Raw genomic sequence first — 26661 nt, forward strand, 5'->3', positions numbered from 1 at the left:
CATTATAATTCTGTGAGGACTTTAGGATTCATTGAGGACTCCTCAATGGATAAAAAGATTAACTACATATAACTATAACCTTAACAATAATATTAATATAGAAATAAGACTTAGACATGTACTTATTAAGCATATATATGAAACTACCTGTCTTGTATTCATGCCCTTTTGTTCAAGTCTATAATGTATCTGACTTCTATCAGCTTGATAAACTGGTTTACCTTCTATAAATCTCTTAAATATAACAAATAAATTATCAAATATAGGTACTCCTAAAGCTAAAAATGGTATAAATATAGACATGACTGTAGCTTGCTTAAAGGCACCATCTAAAGCTATTATTGCTAGCGTAAATCCTATAAAGTTAGCTCCAGAATCTCCCATAAATATTCTTGCTGGATGCCTATTGTATTTTAAGAAACCAAGTATTGAACCCACTAAAATTATAGCCATCAAAGCAGAATCTGTTTGGCCTTTTGCCAATGCCACTACAAAAAGTGTTGTGGCTGATATAGCAGATATTCCTCCAGCTACTCCATCCATACCATCAGACCAATTGATAACAGTTGTAACACCAAATATCCAAGTGATAGTAAGTAAATACCTAAGTATAGTTGGCAACTCCACATAACTTCCATTGAAAGGATTTGTTATGCCATTAAAAACTATTCCTGACTTGTATACTAATGTAGCTGCTAACACTTGAATAATTACTCTTGGAAGAATCATGAATTCTTTTCCTCTTGTTTTGTAATAGTCATCTAATAAACCAATGCTTAAAATCATAATAGATGAAATAAACAAATATAAGCTTCCGATTCTATCGTTTTTAACCAGTAAAAAGTATCCTATAAAAAAACCTATGAACATAGCCACTCCGCCGATTATAGGAATAGGCCTATCATGTATTTTCCTCTTGGTAGGTTTATCAGTAAATTCTATTTTTTCAGCAATCTTCATTAAGGATGGAATTATAAGTACTACAATTAAGGAAGATACTATAACTCCTATAATATAATTAAACATTAAAATCTCTCCTTTTATCCTAAGACACAACAATATTATATAATATTCTTAAAGACATTCAAAGAAAATTTGGTTACAAAAAGAAAAAGAAAGGGTCTCATATAGAGCCCCATTTTAATCTATTCTTATCCTTGCCTTCACTCCATTTTCTGATAACCCTTCTTTTAAAGATTTAGACAACTTTCCTAAGATCTGCTTCTTTACTTCTCGCTCCACCTGCTCTCTTACAAAGCTACTATTACCAAGCAAACTAGCAAATCCACCTTTATGTCTTTCTAATATTTCTGAATGATTAAGTATATCTATATCTATAACAATCCTCATCACCGTTACTCCTATCACATAATATCTATATATGATATGAGAATATTTAATTTATGATTGTTAACTTTATGTAAATGCTTACTTTTTATCATCTTCCATCTTGCATAATACTGAAAAGCCGTGGCAGGATATTGTTCCTTCTCGCTTGTTTTCATACTTAGCAAATAGTTCTCTTGTGATAGTATTAAGCTCATCGAACTCTTCCTTAGTTAAGTATAAAGTTCTTGAGGTAAGAGATATATTAAACTCATCGCTATGCTCTTCTATTCTTGAGCTGAGTGCACCAATTACATCAGTTCTAGAATTTTGATAATAATCACTTACTAAATTAAGAACTTCTGATTTATAGATTTGTTTTGCCTGTTCACCTATATTTTCTCCAACAATCTCAAATCTATCAGCAGTAAGATAATAATATTTTGCAATTATCCCTTTAACTTCTTTTGTTCTAATTAGCTCGACAATACCTGCTTTCTCTAGCTTCTTTATGTGATAATGTACTTTAGCTGGTACTTCTCCTAGTTCATCAGCTATTTCCTTAACAGTTGCAGCATCTCCCCTATTTCTTAACAAAGTAAGTATTCTCAACCTATACGGATCCGAATACGCTTTGATTTGCTCTAAAGTGGTTAATTTAACCTTATCTTTCATTACTTTCACCTCTACTGGTTTATTGTCAATTTTCATCTTTAATTATAAGTTTGTCTGTCACATCTTCATCATGCTTACCATAAAACTTTATGTCTCCTAGACCTAACGCTTTTGATTCATGAAAATCTAAAATGTCTATAAAATAGGCTTCTTTAATATCCTTTTTAAACTGCTTATCATTTATAACTACAGTATAATACTTTGCTATATCTAAAGAATTAATTCCAAAAATTATATACTTTTGATTATTTTTTTCTTCACTAATCTTAAGTGCTCCAAATAGTGACTTACTGGATTCACCTTGCTCCATAGCCTTGGAGTGAAAAGTTGCGCCAGCATCAATAAATCTATTAAAATGCCATTTTTTAAAAGCAAAGAGGTTTGCATCATTAGACCCTTTTTTAGTAAACATTATATATTTATAATTTTCTTGTTCTTTTATTGTTAATATGTTAACATCATATCCAACAGTTTTTTCGATATAACTCTCAAAATCCTGCTCATTATCTTTCAGGCTTGAAGAGTAACCAGAAACACTTGTCCACAATAATACTGCAAAAGTGATGACTATAACTGATACTATAGTGAACAACAAAATCTTTTTAATATCTATTTTCCCCATAGTACTTCTCCTAAAACCTTTTTTTGTATTATACCATATTATTTATATATTATAAACAAATAAATATAGCATTTCTTCAATTTAAACTCATATTATTTTATTGATAAATAAAATTTAATATTTATTATTATGTATGCTTATAATCATAAAACTTTTACTGTATGCCGTACTTTAAAAACATGTATTAATGCTTAACTAGTCAAAAATAGACATATATCACTTTCTAATTCACTGCATTTAATTTATTATAAAACCATACTTATATATAATATATATCTAAATATTATATATAATAAAAAAATGTGACCTCCGCAACATGCAGAAATCACTTTAGCAAATATACGATTTAATTAATTTTTCTCAGAAATTATTTCTTTAACCTTCATCAGCCTAGTTAATGCACTTCTCTCATTTTCTTCAAGCTTCATTCTGATATACTTTATAGTTTCTTCAAGTTCTGGTATTGTCCTATACTCAAGTGCATTAACCCTTCTTCTTGTCTTTTCTATCTCATCGGCCATAAGCTGGCAGCTTTTCTCAATCTCTGCTAACTTCAGAAGCTTAGGTAGTACACTATACAATTGACTTATAGAATCATCAAGATCTGAAGATGTGCTGGCAAAGCCGTAAGGGAATATACTTCCTTCATCTCCTTCTAACTCTCTCTTAAAGTCCATCACCGGTACATTAACACTCATTATGTTCTTGCTTTTTATATCAACGGTTATATGCTCTTTAGGATAAGCAACTGCTTCTTCTAAAAATTCCTGACTCATTACTGCACTTGCCATAACAAAATCTTTTAAGGAGCCGCAAAGTTCCTGCTCTACTTCTTTTCTAAGCTCATTGTTGTACTTTACTTGACTTATAAACTGCCTCATAAGCTCATCTTGTTTATCCTTCAAAAGCTTATGACCTCTAGTTGCTGTAGATAATCTCTTTTTCAGCTTTGTAAGCTCCATTCTTGTAGGATTAACATTAAGTGTTGTCATAAACTATTCACCATCTCCTAAAGGCAAATATTTTTCTAAATATTCTTCTCTGATTCTTTTAAGCTCGCTCTTAGGAAGTATTCTTAGCAATTCCCACCCAATATTTAAGGTTTCTTCTATAGTCCTATTGGAATAAAATCCTTGTGCTACGTACTTTTTTTCAAAAGCCTCCGCAAACTTAGCAAAACTTTTATCTACTTCTGATAGAGCTGATTCTCCAAGGATAGTTGCAAGTTCCTTTGCCTCCTTACCTTGGGCATAGGCTGAAAATAATTGATTTAAGGTATCAGAATGATCTTCTCTTGTCTTTCCTTTCCCTATTCCTTTATCCTTTAGTCTTGAAAGAGATGGTAGTACATCAATTGGAGGCATAACACCTTTTTTATACAATTCCCTTGAAAGAATTATTTGTCCTTCTGTTATATAACCTGTTAGGTCTGGAATTGGATGAGTCTTATCATCTTCTGGCATTGTCAGAATAGGAATCTGAGTTATAGACCCTTCCTTTCCTTTTATTCTTCCTGCTCTTTCATAAAGGGTAGACAAATCTGTATAAAGGTATCCAGGATAGCCTCTTCTTCCTGGAACTTCTTTTCTAGCCGCAGATACTTCTCTAAGTGCTTCACAATAATTAGTTATATCTGTCATTATAACAAGTACATGCATTCCCTTCTCATAAGCTAAATACTCCGCAGTAGTAAGAGCCATTCTTGGTGTTGCTATTCTTTCTATGGCTGGATCTGATGCAAGGTTCATAAACAGTACAGATCTATCTATGGCACCAGTGTCAGTGAATTCTTCTACAAAGAACTCCGCCTCTTCAAAGGTTATTCCTATAGCTGCAAATACAACTGCAAACTTTGAATCGGAGTTTAGAACCTTCGCCTGTCTAGCTATTTGTGCAGCAAGTTCCGCATGTGGAAGTCCTGAACCTGAAAACACAGGAAGCTTCTGCCCTCTAACCAATGTATTTAATCCATCAATAGCGGATATCCCTGTTTGAATAAATTCAGATGGGTAGTTTCTTGCCACTGGATTGATAGCCTCTCCAGCTATATCAAGTCTTTTTTCTGCTATTATCTTAGGGCCTCCATCCTTAGGTCTTCCCATACCATCAAATATTCTCCCTAGCATATCTTCAGAAACTCCAATCTCTAAGGGTCTACCTAAAAACTTTACTTTAGTTTTATTTAGATTTATCCCTGAAGACCCTTCAAAAAGCTGTACCATTGCTTTTTTCTCATGTACTTCCAGCACTTTACCTCTTCTTTTTTCTCCAGTATGCAATTCTATTTCTACAAGCTCATCATATTTAATTCCCTCAACATTGTCCACAATCATCAAAGGACCTACTACTTCTGTAACTGTTCTATACTCTTTAAGCATCTAATACACCTCCTTCTGCTATGAGCTTATCTATGTCTACCTTAAGTGTTTCCAATATATCATCTATTTTTGAAATTTCATTTTCTGATATATACTTACTTCTAGAAATTCTTTCTCTTGAAGGAATACTAAGTATTTTCTCAAGATATATCCCATTGGCAAGTGCTCTTTCAGCCTCTTTCTTAAAACTTAACACTAACTTAAGCATCTTATATTGCTTAGTTAACGTAGTATAGGCATCTTCTTCATGGAAGGCATTTTGCTGAAGATAGTCTTCTCTTATGGACTTAGCTACCTCAAGCTTCAATCTGTCAGCTTCTGATAATGCATCTATACCTACTAATCTAACAATTTCCTGGAGATTTGCTTCCTCCTGAAGTAATGCCATAGCTTCTGTTCTCAAAGCTGACCACTGCTCATCTATATTTTTATCCATCCATTGACCAACTCTATCCGCATATAAGGAATATGAATTTAGCCAATTTATAGCTGGAAAATGTCTTTTATAGGCAAGCTGAGCGTCCAATCCCCAGAACACTTTTACAATTCTTAAAGTAGCTTGAGATACTGGCTCTGATATATCTCCCCCTGGAGGAGATACTGCCCCTATAGCAGTGATACTTCCTTGTCTTTTTTCAGAACCTAGACATACAACTTTTCCTGCCCTTTCATAGTAATCTGCTAGTCTAGAGCCTAAATAAGCTGGATATCCTTCATCACCAGGCATCTCTTCAAGTCTTCCTGACATTTCTCTTAAAGCTTCTGCCCATCTTGATGTAGAATCTGCCATTATTGAAACCGAATATCCCATATCTCTAAAATATTCTGCTATGGTTATTCCAGTATATATAGAAGCCTCTCTTGCCGCTACAGGCATATTTGAAGTGTTAGCTATAAGCACTGTACGTTTCATTAAGCTCTCTCCGGTTTTAGGATCTTTAAGTTCAGGGAACTCATTAAGAACGTCCGTCATCTCATTGCCACGCTCACCACAACCTACATATACTACAATTTCTGCATCACCCCATTTTGCTATTTGATGCTGAACCACTGTTTTTCCTGCCCCGAAAGGTCCTGGAACTGCTGCCGCTCCACCTTTTGCAACTGGAAAGAACGTATCTATTACTCTTTGCCCAGTAACCATAGGCTCTACTGGGTTTAGCTTTCTGCTATAGGGTCTCCCCTTTCTTACCGGCCACTTCTGAAGCATAGTGATTTCCTTAAGTCCATTGTTAGTTTCTATAACACAGATTTTTTCTTCTACAGTAAACTCTCCGGTGTTTATATCCTTAATAACACCCTCAACACCATATGGAACTAATATTTTTTGTTCTATAACTGAAGTTTCTTGTACCGTCCCTAAGATATCACCTGGTAAAACTCTATCACCTATCTTCGCTACTGCTTTAAAGCTCCATATTCTTTCTCTATTAAGAGCTTTAATAGACAGTCCTTTTACAAGAAACGCACTGTTAGAAGCCTTCATAAAGGCATCTAAGGGTCTCTGAATTCCATCAAACATGGATTCTATCAATCCAGGACCTAGCTCTACAGAAAGAGGTTCTCCAGTTGATATTACCGGATCTCCTGGTCCTATACCTGCTGTTTCTTCATACACTTGTATTGAAGCTCTATCTTGTCTCATCTCAATTATTTCTCCAATTAACCCTTTAACCCCAACCTTAACTACATCATAAAGGTTGGCCTCTTCCATTCCTTCAGCAACAACCAAAGGTCCAGAAACCTTTATTATCCTTCCTGTCTTCAATATACCAACCTACCTTCCTATAAAATGTTTACTCCTACTGCTTTCTCCACATTATCTCTGATTCTTCTTAGTCCTATATTTAAAGAGCCTTGGTTGCTTGGAATAAGTATAACTGCAGGGAGTGTTTGTTTATTATATCTCTCTATTGTGTCTTCAATATCCTTTGCCACTTGTTCCGTAACGAAAATAACACCATAATCTTTCATAGCTAGTCTATCTATAGTTTTTCTCGCTTCTTCCACTTCAAAAACTGGAAACACCTCTAGTCCTAGGGCTTTAAAAGCAAGTACTGAATCCTTATCTCCTACAACTGCTATCCCTTTATACATAGACCTCACGCAGCCTTTCTCTTATAACTTCTGAAGAAATATTATTTAACTTTCCAACCATTATAATCCTTATATTCTTTATCTCACTTTCTTTTGCATATATATAAGCTAAGATAGGCTCTGGTCCAAAAGTTACATACTTGGCATCCTTCATAAAGTTCATTAGATAGTTATCACTAAGCTTTTCCAGCTTACTAGCAGATTGCGTTTTTATATAATCCTCAATGCCACTCTTAAGCACCGGGGCATAGTCAGTATGAGCTAGCTTGTTATATATATTTTCTGGAGATTCATTTAATAGTATAAGTATCTTATCCCTATCTAGTTTTCCTCCAGTTAGTAAGGTTTCTTTTAAAAAGTCTTTTCCTTTTTTCTGCTTTTTTACTCTTAGTAAGGTTCTTATATTGCTTAGATCTATTAAAAAATCTACATATCTTTCTATGAAAGGATTCTTTAATCTTTCTGAAATATCCTCTACTGCTTGGTATTGGTATCTATCTAATATTAAATCTATCCTCTGAGGATCTTTTTCCTTTGAGAAATCTAAAAACACTTCCTCTATTGCCTTTGCCATAACCTTAGGTATATCTCTATAACTGTCATTCATTACGGCATCACTTAGCTTATGAAGCTCTACAGTTCCTATATTAATTAATATATCCTTCATATCCTTTTTAGAAACTTTGCTTTTAATCAGAACCTTTATATTATGAAAGTCATACTTTATGCTCATTATGTCAACTATTTCTCTATAGGGACTAACCTCATACATTAGGTTAAATACTCTTTTCAATTCATCACTCAACATTACCTCATAAGCCCGGGGATTGTTTGAGTTATTTGAAACGTTACTATATTCAGTTTCCTGAAGTATCTTTAATACCTCTTCTATAGAAGCTGCATCAACCATCCTATCAATTTTAGCTTTATCAAGGAGTCTGTTTTCAAGCACTCTAATCCTGGGAATAACTTGGGTAAAATCCATAGCCTCCATGTCTCTCATCCTCCTTAATTAAAACAGAATACTTACTACCTCAGGTTCTAATTCCTCTCTATAGGAACTTATTAGAGCTTCAAAGGTATTATTTATTTCTACTCCATCCTTCTCCAGTATAAAACCACCTCTAAAGTTTCTGGTTTCTTCACTTATTGTCAGTCGTCCAACCTTACCCATGCTTAAAAGCTCTGTATTAACTTCATCAACGAAAGAAATACTAACAATGTTCTTTCCATAAGAATTAAGTATAAGCTTCTCATCACCTTTAATATCTACTTTTAGTATTTCTGATTTTAAATATGTTAAAAAAGCTTCCTTACTCATAGAACAAAGGTCATTTAAAGCTTGCTCAAACACCTCATCTATTATTTTCTGCTTAACCTCAAGCTTCTCATTTCTTAATTTTAATGCTACATTTGATAGCATCCTTTCTCTCTTTAATGCAGCCTCCTCGTTAGCTTTATCTATTATAGTTTTTTCTACCTTTTTTGCCTCTTCAAGCTTTTTTCTTAAAATCAGCTCTTTCTCTGCTTCAGCTTCTTCTAAGATTCTTTTGCTCTCACTTTCAGCATCTTCCAGTATTTTATTAACTAAATGCTCTATTTTAGACATTTCTATCACTCCAAATCCTTAAGGATGTATCTTCCTCTTACTATTTAACAAATAAAACCATAAATAGTGATGCTACGAAGCCCAAAACTGCATAGGTTTCAACCATAACCGCATATATTACACCCTTCATTACATCATTAGGTCTCTTGGCTAAGATTTGTATTCCAGCTGCAGCAACCTTCCCTTGCCATATGGCTGATCTCCAGCCTGCTATAGCAACAGGAAGACAAGCCATGAAGTACTTTAGTCCTAAAGATAAGCTAGGCGCATCACCGCCAAAAATCCCTATCTTAGTAAATAGTAATAAAGCTATAACAAATCCATATAACCCCTGTGTACCAGGAAGTGCTACTAATATAAAAGTCTTACCAAACTTTTCTGGTTCTTCTGTCATAAGCCCTGCTGCTGCTTGACCTGCAATCCCTATTCCCTGTGCAGAACCTATACCTGCTAGTCCTACTGCCAGTGCAGCTCCTAATAGTGCCATTATCAAACCGTTACTTGTTGATTGAAAAAACTCTACCCATGTATTCATAATTTTATTCCCTCTCCTTATTATTTAATCTTTATATATTTATTTGAAAAGCTGTACGGAGTAAACTTCTTACCCCCACCTTCATAAAACTTGTTAAAGAACTCTAGATACTGAAGTCTTGCTGCATGGACATAAGAACCTAAGGCATTTACCAATAAATTAAAAGTATGCAAGCCTACAAATAAGAATGGAGCTAATACATATTTGTAAGGTGATGGAATCAAGCTAATTATAAGATTTAGTGCATTAGCTATAAATCCAGTAGCCAGTCCTAAGGCTAACAATCTAGAATAGGAAACTATATCTCCTAAGTAACTTGTTATGCCATAAACTCCATATACACCCCATCCTATTTTTCCTGCTACAGTAGGTGCACTTCTACCTTGCGTAAGTAATAGACCTATTAAACCTACTACTATCATTATTAAACCTAATTTTCCGCCTATACCTAAAATAGCTAAAAGTATTCCTACTAGTGTTATATACCAAGTTAATACATCATATATAGCAGCCTTTATATCTCCTGCTTTTATAAGCATATAGGCTTTAATACCAAGACCTATAAATATGTGTACTATACCAAAGCCTAAGGACATTATGAATATAGTTGTTATATCTCCTGTACTATCTAAAAGCTTAGGCGGAACTATTCCAAAGTAGCTTGGAAGATCTCCAAACCAGCCTCCATATATGGCTCCCCATATAACCGTAGATAATCCAGCTAAAAGGAACATTTTATAACTTTTTCTCTTTTCCTCATCCTTTACCCTATAGAGAGCAAAACTGGCCGCTGCAACTATAATCAAACCATAGCCTGCATCTGACAGCATCATACCGAAGAATAAGAAATAGAATATGGAAAGTATTGGCGTAGGATCTACCTCAGAATAGGTAGGCATGCTATACATTTCAATGACGCCCTCAAAGGAAGCTCCGAACTTATTGTTTTTAAGCTTTATTGGAACCTGCTCTACCTCTTCTTCTCTTATTTGTTCAAACTCTATATAATAATCTGCTCCAATAGCTTCTTCTATGGCCCTCTTCAATTCATCATTAGCGTCAACAGGATTCCACCCAGAAATAGCTATTACATTTCTAGTTTTTAAGAAGTTGTTAGCAGCTCTCAGTTTAGTTATAAGATTATTATAGTATTCATATGCAAACAACAATTCTTCTCTTTTATCTTGAAGCTCAGCTACAGCTGCTATTATGTCTTTTTCCTCTGCTCTTATCTCTTCTATCTGTCTTAAATTATTTTCTATATATTCTTTTGGAGTATTTTTTATATCTGAAGTAAAAGATGTGAACCCGTAGTTTTTCAAAATTTCCTCTGTAAGCTCAATTTCGCAATTATGGGTTATGACCAATATATATAGGTCCTGATTTGTTCTTTGTAATACTTCTACATATGAATAATTAAGCTTTTCTTCTAGCTCTTTTAAAGCATTGCTTTCATATTGCTTTGATATAGTTCCTAATATAGCCTTGGAAGCTTTCAATTGTTTAAAGCTTGAAGGTGCAACATCTAAAGATACCCAACTTTCCATTTCTCCAATCTCTCCCTTAAGTGAATTGATTTTATTATCTAAATCACTTAAAGATATCTCTTTAGCCTTAAGCTCTTCATAAACTTCATGCCAATCACAAGCTTTAACAATAGCTTCTAGCTCATTGATGGTAATTTCTTTTTTATCCTGAAGCATTGAAAGTAAAGGTTTCTTTTCTGGGAAAAACTTATTTATAAAGTCTAATGAAAATGTTATTTTCGAAAGGCACTGTTCATAACCTTCGTACTCTTCTCCTACGTTATATTTCAAGAGACTTTTATTACTAATATCATCTTCTAACTTCTCTTCAGCTTGAAGATTAATAAATTGCACCTTTTGTAGTTTTTGCAGTGCACTTAAAAGCTTATCTTTGTCAGATTTGATAGAGAGTAATGTAAATTTATTCATCTTAACTATTGCCATGAATACCCACTATCCTCTCAATTATTAATCTCACTGCACTGTATTTTTTCTCTTCCTCAAGGCCTTCCTTTATTCCATTCAACTCATTATTTCCCTTTATACTAATAGCTTCAATTTCCTTAGTAGCCTTTTCTGTAGCATAATTTATTATTATCTCAGCTTCTTGTTTACTTCGTATCAAAACTTTCTTATATTCTTCTTCACCAATTTTTATAGCACTATCTATTATTTCCTTACTTTTTTTGTTAGCTTCTCTTACAAGTTCCTCTGCCCTATTCTCAGCATTGGTTATTTCTTTAATTACTTCTAGTGCCAATATGTCATCCCTCCTCTATACCACCAATATACATTAATGCTTTATAAGTTATTAAATAACGCTTTGTTATTAAAGGATACCATGTTTTCAGTTATTTTTCAACTCATCTTCATTTTTTTTACATCTATCAACGAACTTTTTATACATTAAAAAATGATAAGGATTGTTTTTACGAATATATATTTTTTACTTAGATATAAAGTATCAGCTATTCTAATTATACTTATTTACTATTATTTACAAAAAAGCACCACTTCTATTCGGATTACCTTTCCAAATAGAAGTGGCACTTTTTCTCTTTTACCTATATTTAATAACATCGTTGAAATTAAGTGGACATGAAGAAGATGCTATATTAGCGAGCTATTAGCGCAAGCCCATTTAACCATCGGATGACTGACCACTTAAATTCAACACAGTACTTAAACAGCGTCTTTATTTTTAATATTCCCCCTGAAGATATATCATATTATCTGCATCATCTAAGTCAAATATTATGTAATTAGTTTCCATAGACAACTGATTATTTTCTATATACTTTTTAACATCTAAATCAAACTTTTCTATATGAGCTCTCTTTAAATTAATATCCTCTTTTAAATTGTCTTTTATTATTCTCTCCTCTTCCTTGGTAATATCTCTATTCAAGAATTCAGGAAGCCACTTTTTCTTATTATATCTTAGATAATCATATTTTATTATCTCTCTTACTTCCTTATCATTTTCTCCGCCAAATTTGTAATTATTAAAATCTACAAAGGCTCTATAATATTCCGTGTTTCCTATATTTATATTAAAGTATCCTCTATCATAAAAATACTTACCCATTTCATGATAGAAGTCAAAAGGACTTTCAAACTTACTCAAAAAATACTTTAATATAGTATTAAACTTTTGAGAGTTATAATATTTATCTACTATCTCTTCTACTTTCTTAAGCTCTAAAAGCTCTTCGTAGCTTACATCCTTAGATTTTAATATTTCATATGGCGCGTAAGGTGCATAGACTATCCCCCACTTTTCAGCTTCTTCTCTCATAGAAGATCCCTTTAGAAGTTTTAAGAAGCCAAGCTGTATTTCATCAGGTCTTATAGAATGCACGTCATTGAAGGAAGCTTTAAAAGATTCAAAATCCTCTCCTGGTAAACCTGCAATTAGATCTAGATGCTGCTTTACGTTATTTGCCTTAGCTATTCCTACAACCTTATCCTTTAGGGTTTCAAAACCAACATATCTATTTATATTATTTAAGACCTGATTGTTAGTTGTTTGAACTCCAACCTCAAGCTGAATTCTTCCCTTAGGTGCTTTGTTAAGTAGCTCTATCTCATCATCTCTCAATAGATCTGCTGATATTTCAAAGTGAAAAGTTGTTTCAGTATCCTGCTCTATGAGAAAGTTCCATATCTCCTTAACAAAATCATGCTTGCAGTTAAAGGTTCTATCAACAAACTTCACAAGCCTTACTTTTTCATCTATAAAGAACTTTAGCTCTTTCTTTACTCTGTCTATATCTAAAAATCTAACTCCATCTGCTGTAGAGGATAAACAGTATTTACATTTAAAAGGACATCCTCTAGAAGCCTCATAGTATACAATCTTATTATGAATCTCCTTATCACCTTCTTTATAAGGAAATATTAAGTTATTCATATTCATCTGAGGTCTTATACCATTAAATAGAATACCATCTTCAGCCCTATAATAAAGGCCTCTAATTGTTCTTATGTCTCTTAAACCAAGTTTATATTCTACAAATTCCTTGAAAGTCTCTTCCCCTTCACCAGCAATTACATACTCCCCTAAGTTCTCTTTAAGAAAATTTTCGCTGTCATAGGAAACCTCGGGTCCACCATATAATATCTCTATATTGCTATCAACTAGCTTTATTAGATTTGCCAGCTTATTTACATATTCCATATTCCAGATATAGCAAGAAAACGCCACCACATCTGCCTTTTCTGTCATTATCTGCTCTAGTATTATTTCAATTCTGTCATTAATGCTAAACTCTCTTATCTTGCATTCACATGGTAACTCTTCAGTATAGGCTTTAAGATAACGTATAGCTAAGTTACTATGTATGTATTTTGAATTTACCCCTGTTAATAATATTTTCATCCGCTGTTCTTTCCCTTCTTTTTGCTTTCACAAAGTAAATTTTATCATAAAAATCAACTTTTTCTATTTCAAAATAACTTTCTACAACTTTTTTTAAAAGATCAATATTAAGTTGATTGATAGGATTTAGATCTCTATATTTAAAGGATTTAGTTTTTTCTCCTGGAAGTAGCACATTTATCTTAGCATTTACTATCTCTTTTGATTTTTTATCATAATCCCATATATAAAGATAACCATCATTCTTTACTAAATCCCACACATGTTTTATTATACCTCTTCTTTCGCTATTAGTATAAATTTTACCCATGGTAAAAAATAAAACTGCACCATCGTAAAATACTTTTTCCTCTTCAGCTAGAGTTTTACTATCGCTATAATAATCCACTGAGATCTCATCATCCATATTCTTTTTCAAATTATATATTATACCATAGTTTTCTTTTCCTATATCAAGTAAATCTCCATCTAAATTTATCTCTCTTAAATCTAAAGTATATTCCATATAATACCACCTTTGTTAATATTATCTTAAATTAGTATTCTACATAAAAAAAAGAATTCCTCTAAATCACCGGAATTCTTTTTTAGTATTCTACAAGTCTTTTTCTTTATCATAATTCATAATTACTGTATCATAATAGAAAAGCAAATACCCTGCTGTAGTTATTTGAGCTTCTCTTAAAATCTCTTTTGATACCTTGTAGTATCTCTGCTCTCTATCTTCGATTTCCATATACTTATGATGTACACTATTAGCAAACTTAGCATTATTTTTGATAAATTCCTCCACACTATTATACCTTTTGGTCCCAGCCATTATGGAAAAATTATATTGTTTAAATAATCTATCTATAATCCAAAGCTCAAACTTTCTATGACTTTTTAATAGCCTATTATTGACATGATGAGGAACAGTCATGTCTTGAATCAAGTGTGCTGAAGCTCCTAAGAAAAACACTCCTTTATGTTCTTCTCCATTCTTTATAAGCCTTATAGACTCTTCATAGTACTTTTGGCACTCAACTAGTGCATTTGAAAATCCATATAAGCCTCTTTCTAATTTGTAATGATAAAAATGATTGGTACTTTTAAAGTCTTGATCCGCCCAAGTTACTCCATCATTTAAATGCTTTATATGTTTTTTATAGAACATATAGGCATCATCATAGCCATCATTTTTCAATATCTCTACAGCCTGTATATTTATATATTTATGGACAACACAATGAGTTTTCACAGCCATTTTCTTCACAGGATTCACTGCAACCATAACTCCTCTGGCCATCCTTCCATAAGTTCTTTCCATCTGTCTTCTCATAATTTTCTCCTTGTTTATACCTGCATATATAGGTATCAACTTCAACTATTAATTTATATATACCCAATAATCCCCAGAAACCGGGATTATTGAACATACATAAATTAAGTTTTCGTAAAAGATACCTATAGGTAACCACCTTCAACTATCAATTTACTTTTTCTTAATACTAAATTTAACTATTATTATGCCCATAGCTAATATTATTACACAAAGTGAAAAAAACAATAAACCGTTGGAACCACTTATCAAACTTTTTTGCTGTTTTCTTGCCTCGTATAGTATGCCGTTATTTTTATCTAAAATATAAAGAGATTTGTCTATAAGCTTTATATCTTTTATTTGAGCACTATTTTTAAATTTAAATACCTTATTAATAAGTCCATTTTTATCTAGGTTATATATAACCTGTTCCTTTTTATCGTAAAAGAAACTTGAGTCCTTTTCCTTAATAATTCCATCCTTATCTATAGCCAAAGAGCTAATAGCGCCTACATCTTTATATACATATACTGGTGCAGGCGGATTAACCATAGGCCATTTACTTAGAAGCAGTTTTACGGCTTTGCCCTTATCATCAGTAAACTTTGCTGAATCCAAAGGATCTCCTCCACTAAAATCCGGCCATCCATACCATATATCCTTTTTAAGCTCATATATATAATCTGTATCTCCTTGAATTGGCCTTAGGCCTCTATCCTCCATACCTCCTACTATGGCCATTAGCGAACCCTCAGAATTGTAGTCCCAGCCTTCAATATTTCTTATTCCTGAGGCAAATAGTTCTGCTTTCTTATTTTTAATATCGTATTTCAATACCGATGCGTTACCAGGAAAATTCTTCTTGATAACCTGTCCATTTTTCGTTTTAACACCATACTTAGAGAAAGCTCCTGTAGGTTCTTCTCCATAATTACTTCCTTTTAAGGTTACATCAATAGGAGACATATCAGGAACAGCTTCTATACCACTTACCATTCCCGAATTAGTTGCTGCACCAATGGATATATATATATCATCTTTACAAATGATTAACTTACATTTGTTGTAATCGCCTTTATCTGGCAAGTTATTAATTAATTCACTTTTTATCTTATTTTCAATATCATAAGCTATTAGCTTACTACCTTCTACATAATAAAGCTTTCCATCCTCATACCCTATGGAATTAATATTTATATTGTTTTCTTTTATTATGTATTCACTCTTGCCATCTGTTCTATATAATTCGATGCCATTATCTGAGCCAAAATATATATTCTTGTTTTCATCAAAGGTAAAGCAGTTAGCTTCTTTAATCCCCTTTACTTTTATTTCTGTTCCTAACCCAGAGCCAATCAAAGATACATTAACCCTCATGGCATTTGTAAAAAGCAAAGCACCACCTAAAATTGACAGTATTATAATACCGATTATAATTTTTGTTCCTCTCATACCATCCTCCATCATAAGGTTTCTAAGTTAAATATATTTTTAGTTAACACAAATAATGATAACCAATGAATATTTGTCCACTTTTTTGAATAATTTTTATTATTGAGGCTTAGAGGAGTGATTTTATTGGAGCAAAATAGTTTTTATAAGAATTCTATTCTTTTAACTGTAGCCAACCTAACCACGGGAATGTTAGGATTTATATTTTCTATTTATCTTTCAAAGGTATTGGGACCTGAAGGAATGGGACTTTATGGTTTAGTAATGCCTATTTATAATCTTTTTATATGTCTGATGACTGCAGGAATTGTGGCAGCTATTTCTAAGGTATCAGCAGTTTATTCTTCAAAGAATGATTTTGGAAATCTGTTTAAAACAATTCGAACTGTAGCTATCTTCAATCTTATCTGGGCTACTATCGTTGGAATTTTAGTATATCTAGCTGCACCAGCTATTGGAGCTTACTGGGTTAAAGACCCTAGAACAATAAACGCCATAAAGATTACTTGCCCTGCTATGGTTTTTATTGCTCTTTCAAACATACTAAAGGGCTACTTTTATGGAAGTTCAAAGATAGTTATGCCAGCTTTCATAGACATATTAGAGAAGGGTATGAGAATTTTTGTAATTGCCTTACTGATTTATTTTTTCAAAGCAAATTCTCTTTCTTCCTTGGTCACCGTAGCATACATTGCTCTTTGCATAGGTGAGTTCCAAAGTTTGGCTTTACTTTATGTATATTATAAAAGCCTCACAAGAAAAATTATGATTGTACCATCAAAAAAAGAAGGACGAGCTCAACTTCTATTTGATGTATTAGTTGTATCTGTTCCACTTTGCATTACTGGCTTTTTAACAAGTATATTTTATACCATGTCCGCTTTAGTTGTACCAAGAAGACTTGTACAAGCTGGTTTTGAATATAGTACTGCTTTATCCATGATTGGTAAGTATAACGGAATGGCCTTAACCATAGTAACCTTTCCTTTTCTTATAATACAATCTCTAAATACTTTGCTTATACCAGACTTATCTCAATCCATGAATAAAAAGGATTATTATTCAGCTGCTAGGAGAATAAAAGAAGTCATAAAACTAGTTTTCCTGATAGGTATCTGTACTTCTGTTATATGCATATTGATTCCTGACTCTTTAGGACAAATGTTCTTTAGAAGAAATGACTTAGGTGATTACATAAAAATAGCCGCTTTCTGTACACCACTTTCTTTTACTTCAGGCACTATGTTTGGTATACTTAACGGCTTAGGAAAACAAAATGTAATACTTAGAAACTCAATAATTATTGAAGTTATAGAGCTTATCTGTCTATATATCTTAACAGGAATACCTTCTATAAATGTTTATGGCTATGCTATAACTGCATTGGTGGTTTCAAGCCTAAGTCTTATATTAAACTTATATGAGGTTAATAAGAACATCGAACTAAACCTATCCTTTGGAGCAGTAATTATTTTCGTACTTATAGGAGTATTAACCTTCTACCTATTGTCTATATTATTGCCTTTACTTTCTGGCATTAATATAATACTAAAGAATATTATATTAATAGTTGCTTGCTTTACCTTCTTTATAGGAGTTTCTGTAAAACTGAGGATAGATTAATGTTTATATATTTAAGAACTTGGTTCTGTTAACGTACAATGTAAAAATTAATAATCCATCGATCCAATGTTTTAATAAAAGTTACAATTTTATTAAAGTTTTTCATAAAATTTACGATAAATAAGGGATGAGCTGTAAGAAGGCTCACCCCTTATTTGTTCTCTGTAAAACTTAGTAAAATACACTGGCTTGAAATTTTCACTAAGCAAGAACTATTTATGGATTTTCTTATATATTATCTCAGACGTCTTTTTAAAAATCCAGGCATCATCCTAGATACTTTTGGAGAGAGTGAATCCATCTCCTTTTTAGTGATACCTCCAGTAGATATCATTGCGTATAAGTATGTTATGCCGCCTAAAGCTATAGCTATAAACAGAATAATAGAGTTTACTATTCTTCCTTCACCTAAATAAGTATTCATTATGCCAAAAACTGATATCTTTAAAAGCAAGATAACTATGGTCATAGCAAGTGAACTTAATATAGGTTTAGATGCCACTCTAAGTAATGAGAACTTGAACTTAAGAGTCTTACACATCTTTCTATGATTCAATATCATAGGTACGAAGAAACAAAGCACTCCTCCTACTACAGCTCCCTGTATATTTATATCTTTATAACCAATCAAAATATAGTTTGATACTATCTTAAGAACTATACCTATGCATAAGGACCCAACTACAAAATAAAACTTATTTACTGCCTGTAGTATAGTATTCTGTATTTGAACTATAGCCATAAATACAACTACAATGGATCCGTAAAGCATAAGCTGTGAACCTGTGGTCTTTCCAAATAAGACCTTATAAATCTCACTGCTTAGTATAGCTAGTCCGAATGCCGCTGGAATTGCTACATCATAACTTATTCTAATAGCAAATAAGATTTTTTCCTTCATTGTCTTCTTATCTTTAACTACCAGTGCTCTAACTATTGCTGGCATAACTGCTGTAGCTAAGGCAGTTATTATTGTTAAAGGAACATATAAAAGTGTCTTATAATATCCTAATATACCATATAAAACATTTCCTTGATCCTCTGTAAAGCCCGCATATAGTAGTCTTTTAGTAACATTAGTCATGTCAACTACAGCTCCGAAGTTCTGTAGTCCTGCACTTAAGGCTATTGGAAGCCCATACATACCAAGCTTCTTAATTATTGTCTTAGTTCTTACTCTCTTTATGTCCTTATCTTGATTATAAACTTTCCTGTCTATTCTCTCAATTGCTGCTATGTATATTAGATAAACTATTGCTATAAATGCACCTAAAGAAGTTCCTACAGTTCCTCCTGCACTTCCTTTTTCAACGCCATATTTTATAAATATATAGGCAAATAACAAACTTGCAGCTACATTCATAAATTGTTCCACTACTTGAGACACAGCTAAGGGCGTCATAATTCCTTTTCCTTGAAAATACCCCCTATAAACGCATAAAACTGAAGTTAACGCTATAGCAGGTGCTAAAGTTATAAGTCCCATAAATATTCTTGGGCTTCCAGTATTTACAGCTATAAACTTAGCACTAACTATAAGTATGATTGATATTCCAGTTCCAACTAATAAAAGAAGCGTTCTAGCCAATCTAAAAGTTCTTTGTGCATCTCTATGGTTATTCATGGCCATAAGCTCAGATATGTATTTTGCCACAGCTGTTTGTATACCTAGATTTAATACCGCGTATAGGAAAGTGAAAATTTCATAAGTCTTTTGATATATGCCATATCCTCCAGTCCCAATTATAGCTTGTAGCAGAGGTACATATAGCAAAGACAAAAGCTTTGCTAATATGCCTGCTAATGAAAGTATGGCAAATCCTTTGGTGGTTGATTGCTCTTTCATGATCTACCCCTATCTAAATAACAAATTTAAATACGTCCTTTTTAACCTTCTTGAACATAGGAGGAAGTCCTTCTGCTATAGTTTTATTGTTAAGGTAGCTAAATTTCTCTGGAACTTCCCTAAATATAACTTTATAAGCATATAAAAATTGATAGGTAAGGCCAAATTTATTTTCAAAGAAATTATTTAGCTTTTTGTCACCGTATTTAGGATCACCTATAATAGGATTGTTCAAATGTGCTAAATGAGCTCTTAGTTGATGACTTCTACCTGTAATTAACTCCAATTCTACAAGTGAATATGCACCATTACTTTGAATAGTCTTAACATCCATAGCTATCTTCTTAGTATCTGGAGCATACTTGTCATACACTGTAGCAGTGTTGTTTTCATCATCCTTAGATATATAAGCCTCATATCTACCGTCTTTAATTCTGCCTTTAACCAAAGCAGTATAGTACTTTTGAATATTTCTTTCTCTTATCATCTCATTAAGAAGCTTTAAAGACTCAAAGTTCTTTCCAAAGAAAACTATTCCTGAAGTATTTCTATCTAGTCTGTTGCATGGAGCTGGTGTAAAGGTAAGTTCCTTCTCTGGCGTATAATCTCCCTTTTTGTGTAGGTATGACAATACATAATCTGTAAGAGTAGGTTCTCCGTTCTTTTTATCTGAATGAACAAGTACTCCTGGCCACTTCTCCACTAAAACCATATTTTCATCTTCATAGGTTATCTTTATTGACTTAGGATCAACAAGCTGAAAAGTGTCAGCCTTTTCCCTCTTAGACTCTATGTATTTTATCTCTATGATATCTCCAACTTGAAGAGAATACTTCTCTTTTTCTTTCTTGCCGTTTACTTTAACGTCACCTTTTCTAAGTGCTTTAAATATAGCACTAAGTGGAACATCCTTTAAAAGCTTTCTAAGAAATTTATCCAATCTTTGACCTGCTTCATTTGTTCCTATCTCTATTTTCACATAATCAACTCCTAATTAAGTTTCTTCCATTGTTTAGCTTAATATTATTTCATTATCTTGTCAAATAATTAAATACGGTTTGACATTGTACCGCTACTCCAACAGGTAAACACTGCTCATCAATATCGAAGTTTGCATTATGGATTGGAGCTACAATACCTTTCTCTGCATTGCCGCAGCCTAACATATAAAAGCAAGCTGGTCTTTCGTTTGCAAAGTAAGCAAAGCTCTCCACCCACATTCTTGGCACTGGTTGAATTAAAACATTTTCCTCACCTATTGCATCTTTGGCAGAAGCTCTTAAAAGTTCAACCATGTCATCATCATTGTATAAACAAGGATAGCTTTCTTCTATGTCTATCTCATAGCTTCCTCTCATTGCTGTACATATGCCTTTAACTATTTCTTCTAGTCTTAATTTTGTATTTAATCTATCTTCTGAAGACATGGTTCTAATTATTCCTGTTAGCTTAACTTCATCAGGAATAATGTTTTGTGCTGTACCGCCTTGTATGCTTCCTATAGTAACAACAGCTGGGTTAAAAGGGTTTATCTCTCTGCTTACTATAGTTTGCATCGCCAATACAACCTGAGCAGCCATAACCACTGGATCCACAGCGTTATTTGGTGCTGCTCCATGACCACCTTTACCTTTAATCTTTATGGTAAAAGGATTTGAAGCTGCGTTGACTACTCCATCTTTAACCATTATCTTTCCTGCTTCTAAGTCTTCAGTTACATGAAGTCCAAATACTGCATCTACCTTAGGACTTTCTAGTACTCCTTCAGCTATCATAACTCTTGATCCACCAGTGGTTTCTTCTGCTGGTTCGAATATTAGCTTTACTGTTCCCTTTAGAAGATGCTTGTTTTCATTTAAAAGCTTAGCTGCCCCTAAAAGTATGGTAGTATGTGCATCATGACCACAGGCATGCATCTTGCCAGCTACCTTTGAGCTGTAATCACAAGACTTTTTATCTTGTATAGGAAGTGCATCCATATCGCCTCTTAATGCAACAGTCTTACCTTGCTTTGCTCCTTCTGCGGTTCCTTCTATAATCCCGCACACTCCTGTGCCTGCATAAACTTCATAAGGTATACCTTCTTTTTCTAAAAACTCTTTTACCTTACCTGAAGTTCTATGCAAATCAAAATCTAGCTCTGGATTTTCATGAAAATCTCTTCTTAAGCTTACAAGCTCATCATTTATTGATAATGCTTCTTTATAAAAGTCTAGCCCCATTAATTTATTCACCTCTTAATTCCAAAATACTTCTATTTTGTCGCCCTCGTTTAATTTATCAGTATAAGCTGCATTTTTACCATTTAACAATAGATTAAGCGTGCCTTTTACTACGGTAAGATCGAATTCAATGTAATTGAATATATCAACAAAAACATAATCTTTCTTACCTTGTAGCTCCTTAGGCTCTCCATTTGCAAATACCTTTAAGGTTATTCCTTGTTCTACTTTTTTAGTAGAATTATTCTCTTCCATATCTTTAACTTTTTCTTCAACTATAGCTATTCTGTCGCCATTTTTAACTTCATATCCTTCTGGCTCTATTTCACCATTTATACTTAAGATTATGCTATCTTCAAGCTTTAATATGTATTTTTTTATTCCTTTTAAAGTTCTAGGATAAATTATGTTTACTTCATCGTTATTTTTTATTACAGAATCTAAGCTTGCTTTTTCACCATTTATTAATATTACTGGTTCTATTGTTATAAGCTGATCGTTATAGTAGCAAGTTAAGTCTTCTATATCAGTCATATAGTCCATAATCCTTGGCGCAGCATCTTTTCCCTCTTGAGCATACTCTATATTTATCTTATCACCATCGGATACTAATGTTTCAAGAGTTGCATCTTCATCATTTATTTTTAACCTAGCGTTGATTCCTAATTCACCAAAAGCCATTCTTTTTGAACCATTGATAGTAAATCTTATGTTTTTTCCATTCTTACCAATCAAAATCTTAGGATTGATATTAGCATGAAGTAAAACATCCATAACATTGTGCTTGTGCGAGTTAAACAAGCTTATTAAGCTATCATTTAAAGCTACATCTATAAAGTTGTGCCCTAAGCTCTTTATTGACAATAAGGCTATACCAAGCACTGTAACTCCAGAGCTTCCTGGCGTAAGATCTGTACAAACACAATCTGTAACAGCATCTCTTCCCTTTATACCTATTCTCTGTATAGGTATATTTAGCTTTTCACTGATTAATTCCTTCAAATATGGAGTATGTGCTCCACCACCTACTAAAAAGACAGCGCTCGGAGCTTTAGATCCATTTAAATCTATTATCTTTCTAGAAACCTCTTCAGCTATTTTTTGAACTATTGGTTCTACCAGCTTAAAGATTTCATCCTTACCTACAGTATTTTCAAAACCGATTATATCAGTATAGGATATCTGATCCTTCTCAGTAGACTCTTTTTTCATTCTCTCTGCAGTGTTAAAGTCTACAAGATAAGTTTGTGCTATAGCTTCTGTCACCTCATCACCAGCAAGTGGAACCATACCATAAGCAACTACGCTTTCCTTATTGCATATGGCTATATCTGAAGTTCCTGCTCCAACATCCACAAGAGCTATGTTAAGAAGTCTTAGGTTTTGAGGAACTACTGCTTCCATCGCAGCAATAGGTTCTAAGGTTAAATTAACCACATTTAGATTAACTTTATTCATTACGGAGTAAAGGCTGTCCACTACAGACCTTGGTAAGAAGGTAGATATAACTTCTACAGCTATATTCTCTCCCTTATGACCTAATAAATTTGATATGATATAACCATTTAAATAATAGTTCTTAACGCTATACCCTACGCAATACAACTTACCATCAGTAGTCTTGTTGATTTCCTCTTCAGCCTTTAACACCGCAGTCATCTCAAGACTCCTAAGAGTATCCTTGTTTATCTCCTCATCATTAAGTTCCATTTCTGCTTTGCTTTCTACAGTTCTTAAAAATCTGCCAGCAGCTGCTATAGCAACCTCTTTTAACTTAAAGCCAAGCTCCTCTTCCAGTTCTCTCTTAACATTACTTACCCCTGAAGCAACTAAATTTATATCGTGAATCTGTCCATCTACCATGGCTCTTTCATCATGCTCTAAGAATCTTTCACAAATAACATGAAACTTCTTATCCTTAACCATTCCAACGGTAGCCTTAATTGTTCTTGTACCAATATCTAAAGAAAATATGACATCCTGCTCTACTATATTATCCATAATCATATTTCACTTAACCCCTCTTACGTTAAAATCTAAAGGCTCATATTCTAATGAATATGAGCCTATACTTACTTATGATTATATTATAATTTTACCAATGCTACAATGTTTACTTTTCATTCTTAAAAATATGGTTCTGTTAAAGTACTGCGTTGAAAAAAATAAATTTTTAACAAGTTTAATTTTAAACTTCTTAACTTCTTTACCTTTTAAATTGATAAGAAGTTAAGAATTTATTGTGTTTAAGCCAGTTTGGAGACTTTTGCATTTGTCGTCTAAGACAAATAGTCCGTAACCTAATATATTAAATATGAAGAATAATATGCCCCACCCTAGATTAAATCTATTAGAATAGTGAGTCTTTGTGGTGGCCCATATTCCAAAGGAGATCCAATAGGTTATAAGTAGCCCTATTCCTACACTAATTTCATCAAAAGGAATATATATAGGTTGAAAGCCGATTACAACATCATATTGCTCTTCTTCTGGAGTATTGCAGTATATAGTAAGATAGTTCTGCTCAACTTCTGTCACTTCTCTAAATCTATCCATATCGAAGTTAGAAGGATATATATTTTTTAGAACCTTTGTATTATTCTCTCTCTTATACAAAGCTATAAACTCAAATCTATTCTTGTACTTCTCCAATAATTTATCTAAAGTACCTTCATTCATACTTATCCCTTTATTAACTTTAGCTTTAGTTTCACTTAATAAATCATTAGGAACACTAATATATCTATATTCTGATATCTTTTTATGTGCCCCGAAGCAAACAAGAGCTAAAAGCAAAGAGATTATTGCAACTATAAAAGCACTTCTACTCACCTTATTTCTAACACTAAATACCCCGGTTAAATCTCTTTGTAATTGGTGTACATCTCCAAATCTAGCTACAGCTATATTAAAGGCCTCATCTTCACTATGCTCAGCTTTAAGTAATTCCAAAAGACTAATAGTAAAGTTTGCTTTCATCTCATCCTGAAAATCCTTAACAGTTTGCTTATCCTCTGATAAACTAGACGATAAATTCATTATAAATTTGTCCACTTTATTATTCAAACGCTTACTTATTTGTATATCATCTTTCATAATTTATTTCCTCCAATATGTAGTAAAATCAATCTCCCTAACCTGATTATTTAATTCTTATAATCGAATAATTTTTATTATATCTTGTCCATATATAAAGTATTGTATAGTCATCTTATTTCAAGATGACATCTATCAATATAAAGCTTCGTAGCTTCATTCAAAGCTTTATTTTGAGTCTAAGGATTGAAGTGGTACATCTTTATATAATTTGCAAACAACTGCTATATTAATCTAATATAAGCTTGTTTCTTAATTTTAGCTTATTGGTAAATCTAAAAACTGCATAAGCCAAAATGTTAAAAAGAACAAAGCTTAATAACCAGCCAAAATTCAAATTATTTATATAATAGGCGTAGGTAGATGCCCATACAGCAAAGGCTACCCAATATACTAAGAAAAAGAACACCCACAGATAGTGACCAATATTATGAGTATCTATTCTGTTTTCTATAATCTTAATAAAATATTGCTCTGAACTTGGATTTTGGCAAGCTATCGATGATGTTAAATACCTTTCAGATAGTTTGTTAATTTCACTACTGTCTTCACTGGATGGATAAACATTCTTTAATATAGACTTGCCATCTTCCACTTTATAAATAGCTACTAGTTTGACCTCTTTTTTATACTCTTTCATCAAGTTTTCAATCTTGTTATTATCAAGTGCTATGCCTTGCTGAATACTTACACTTGTTGCATATTCTAAAGCATGAGGTGTAGAATAAGTTATTTTCTTTTCAAACATATTATGAAATAATAAGAAAGCTAAAGCTAATATCAAAGCTGATATTGTAATAAAGAAGGACACTTTATTTGTCTTACCTCTTGTTTTAAAAGCACTAGTCAAATCCTCTTTGAGATTTTCACTATCACCAAATTTATTCACCGCAAGGCTAAAAGATTCTTCTTCACTATATCCCTCCTTTAATAACTCACTACAACTGGCTATAAGATTCCCCTTCATTTCTTCTCTAAAATCCTTAATAGTATCCTTACTTTCTGATAAATCTGAAGAAATCCCTATAATAAATTTATCAATTTTCTTCAATAGTTTTTTGCTTAGTTGTAAATTATCTTTCATTCTTACTTCCTCCCATAAACTTATCAATCAAGTCTCTCATAAAAATCCACTGTTGGTTTTTCTTCTGTATATACTCTAAGCCCTCTTCAGTAATTGCGTAGTATTTCCTTCTTCCCCCACCACTTTCACTATCATCCCAGTAGGACTTTACATATCCATTTTTCTCTAACCTCTTCAGCGATAGATATAAGGTTCCTTCCTTTAGCTCAAAGGTATCTTCACTGATCTCCCTAACCTTTTTCGCAAGTTCATACCCATACATAGAGCTATCTTTAATTAAACTCATCAATATGGTATCTATATACCCTTTAAGCATCTCTTTATCGATTTCCATATTTTTCACCTTCCACCAACATATTATCATATAGTACCTAATAATGCAATGT

The 26661-nt window shown here is 32.8% G+C and carries 25 protein-coding genes; 1 reads left to right on the forward strand and 24 read right to left on the reverse strand.

The genetic code is table 11. The annotated features are described in order from the left end of the window. Positions 1-72: 72 nt before the first annotated feature. The 17 genes from C1I91_RS21825 to C1I91_RS21905 form a co-directional block, all read right to left on the reverse strand. Entirely contained in the window at positions 73-1026 is a 954-nt protein-coding gene (locus tag C1I91_RS21825; RefSeq protein ID WP_128214776.1) for an MraY family glycosyltransferase, read from the reverse strand. Between the two features lie 114 nt (positions 1027-1140). Beyond that, positions 1141-1350: a hypothetical protein gene (locus tag C1I91_RS21830; protein ID WP_128214777.1), complete on the reverse strand. Its 210-nt coding sequence runs from the start codon at positions 1348-1350 to the stop codon at positions 1141-1143. 78 nt (positions 1351-1428) lie between these two features. Next, the gene (locus tag C1I91_RS21835) at positions 1429-2001 is read right to left on the reverse strand and encodes an ArsR/SmtB family transcription factor (protein WP_128214778.1); all 573 of its coding nucleotides are present in this window, start codon (positions 1999-2001) and stop codon (positions 1429-1431) included. A gap of 25 nt (positions 2002-2026) precedes the next feature. Beyond that, complete coding sequence (locus tag C1I91_RS21840) at positions 2027-2623, reverse strand: hypothetical protein (protein ID WP_128214779.1); 597 nt, start codon at positions 2621-2623, stop codon at positions 2027-2029. Between the two features lie 350 nt (positions 2624-2973). Beyond that, positions 2974-3615 (reverse strand): V-type ATP synthase subunit D, encoded by a 642-nt coding sequence (locus C1I91_RS21845; protein WP_128214780.1) that lies wholly within the window; start codon positions 3613-3615, stop codon positions 2974-2976. 3 nt (positions 3616-3618) lie between these two features. Beyond that, positions 3619-5001, reverse strand: coding sequence for a V-type ATP synthase subunit B (locus C1I91_RS21850; protein ID WP_128214781.1), 1383 nt, complete (start codon positions 4999-5001; stop codon positions 3619-3621). Further along, positions 4994-6769, reverse strand: coding sequence for a V-type ATP synthase subunit A (locus tag C1I91_RS21855; protein WP_128214782.1), 1776 nt, complete (start codon positions 6767-6769; stop codon positions 4994-4996). The genes C1I91_RS21850 and C1I91_RS21855 overlap by 8 nt, the downstream gene beginning before the upstream one ends. 17 nt (positions 6770-6786) lie before the next feature. Then, positions 6787-7098 (reverse strand): V-type ATP synthase subunit F, encoded by a 312-nt coding sequence (locus tag C1I91_RS21860; protein ID WP_128214783.1) that lies wholly within the window; start codon positions 7096-7098, stop codon positions 6787-6789. Then, positions 7091-8092 carry a V-type ATP synthase subunit C gene (locus C1I91_RS21865; protein ID WP_128214784.1) on the reverse strand — a complete coding sequence of 334 codons (1002 nt, stop codon included), beginning with the start codon at positions 8090-8092 and terminating at the stop codon, positions 7091-7093. Before C1I91_RS21865 ends, C1I91_RS21860 begins: the two co-directional genes overlap by 8 nt. 18 nt (positions 8093-8110) lie before the next feature. Next, positions 8111-8707, reverse strand: a complete 597-nt coding sequence (locus C1I91_RS21870; protein WP_128214785.1) for a V-type ATP synthase subunit E — start codon at positions 8705-8707, stop codon at positions 8111-8113. A gap of 40 nt (positions 8708-8747) precedes the next feature. Then, positions 8748-9242, reverse strand: coding sequence for a V-type ATP synthase subunit K (locus C1I91_RS21875; RefSeq protein ID WP_128214786.1), 495 nt, complete (start codon positions 9240-9242; stop codon positions 8748-8750). Between the two features lie 20 nt (positions 9243-9262). After that, the gene (locus C1I91_RS21880) at positions 9263-11212 is read right to left on the reverse strand and encodes a V-type ATP synthase subunit I (protein WP_128214787.1); all 1950 of its coding nucleotides are present in this window, start codon (positions 11210-11212) and stop codon (positions 9263-9265) included. Beyond that, positions 11199-11528 carry an ATPase gene (locus C1I91_RS21885; protein ID WP_128214788.1) on the reverse strand — a complete coding sequence of 110 codons (330 nt, stop codon included), beginning with the start codon at positions 11526-11528 and terminating at the stop codon, positions 11199-11201. Before C1I91_RS21885 ends, C1I91_RS21880 begins: the two co-directional genes overlap by 14 nt. Positions 11529-11969: 441 nt before the next feature. Next, positions 11970-13649 (reverse strand): B12-binding domain-containing radical SAM protein, encoded by a 1680-nt coding sequence (locus C1I91_RS21890; protein WP_128214789.1) that lies wholly within the window; start codon positions 13647-13649, stop codon positions 11970-11972. Next, on the reverse strand, positions 13606-14154 hold the full coding sequence (locus tag C1I91_RS21895) for a hypothetical protein (protein ID WP_128214790.1): 549 nt from the start codon (positions 14152-14154) through the stop codon (positions 13606-13608). Before C1I91_RS21895 ends, C1I91_RS21890 begins: the two co-directional genes overlap by 44 nt. A 90-nt stretch (positions 14155-14244) precedes the next feature. Further along, the gene (locus C1I91_RS21900) at positions 14245-14970 is read right to left on the reverse strand and encodes a zinc dependent phospholipase C family protein (protein WP_128214791.1); all 726 of its coding nucleotides are present in this window, start codon (positions 14968-14970) and stop codon (positions 14245-14247) included. Positions 14971-15123: 153 nt separating this feature from the next. Then, a complete protein-coding gene (locus C1I91_RS21905; protein WP_128214792.1) occupies positions 15124-16404 on the reverse strand; it encodes a PQQ-dependent sugar dehydrogenase family protein in 1281 nt (426 codons plus the stop codon). A 126-nt stretch (positions 16405-16530) separates the two neighbouring features. On the opposite strand from C1I91_RS21905, the gene spoVB reads away from it, so the two are divergent. Further along, the gene (spoVB, locus tag C1I91_RS21910; protein WP_128214793.1) at positions 16531-18027 is read left to right on the forward strand and encodes a stage V sporulation protein B; all 1497 of its coding nucleotides are present in this window, start codon (positions 16531-16533) and stop codon (positions 18025-18027) included. Positions 18028-18262: 235 nt separating this feature from the next. On the opposite strand, the gene C1I91_RS21915 is transcribed toward spoVB, so the two are convergent. The 7 genes from C1I91_RS21915 to C1I91_RS21945 form a co-directional block, all read right to left on the reverse strand. Next, positions 18263-19873 carry a putative polysaccharide biosynthesis protein gene (locus C1I91_RS21915; RefSeq protein ID WP_128214794.1) on the reverse strand — a complete coding sequence of 537 codons (1611 nt, stop codon included), beginning with the start codon at positions 19871-19873 and terminating at the stop codon, positions 18263-18265. Positions 19874-19886: 13 nt separating this feature from the next. Then, entirely contained in the window at positions 19887-20852 is a 966-nt protein-coding gene (locus tag C1I91_RS21920; protein ID WP_128214795.1) for an RluA family pseudouridine synthase, read from the reverse strand. Positions 20853-20904: 52 nt separating this feature from the next. Next, positions 20905-22095, reverse strand: coding sequence for a M20 metallopeptidase family protein (locus tag C1I91_RS21925; RefSeq protein ID WP_128214796.1), 1191 nt, complete (start codon positions 22093-22095; stop codon positions 20905-20907). 15 nt (positions 22096-22110) lie between these two features. Continuing rightward, positions 22111-24102 (reverse strand): cell division protein FtsA, encoded by a 1992-nt coding sequence (locus tag C1I91_RS21930; protein WP_238475865.1) that lies wholly within the window; start codon positions 24100-24102, stop codon positions 22111-22113. Between the two features lie 222 nt (positions 24103-24324). Further along, positions 24325-25191, reverse strand: coding sequence for a permease prefix domain 1-containing protein (locus tag C1I91_RS21935; RefSeq protein ID WP_128214798.1), 867 nt, complete (start codon positions 25189-25191; stop codon positions 24325-24327). A gap of 229 nt (positions 25192-25420) precedes the next feature. Then, positions 25421-26275: a permease prefix domain 1-containing protein gene (locus tag C1I91_RS21940; protein WP_128214799.1), complete on the reverse strand. Its 855-nt coding sequence runs from the start codon at positions 26273-26275 to the stop codon at positions 25421-25423. Next, positions 26265-26609, reverse strand: coding sequence for a PadR family transcriptional regulator (locus C1I91_RS21945; protein ID WP_128214800.1), 345 nt, complete (start codon positions 26607-26609; stop codon positions 26265-26267). The genes C1I91_RS21940 and C1I91_RS21945 overlap by 11 nt, the downstream gene beginning before the upstream one ends. Positions 26610-26661 lie beyond the last annotated feature (52 nt).

This window comes from Clostridium manihotivorum, from assembly GCF_004015185.1.
Lineage (GTDB): Bacteria > Bacillota > Clostridia > Clostridiales > Clostridiaceae > Clostridium_AR > Clostridium_AR manihotivorum.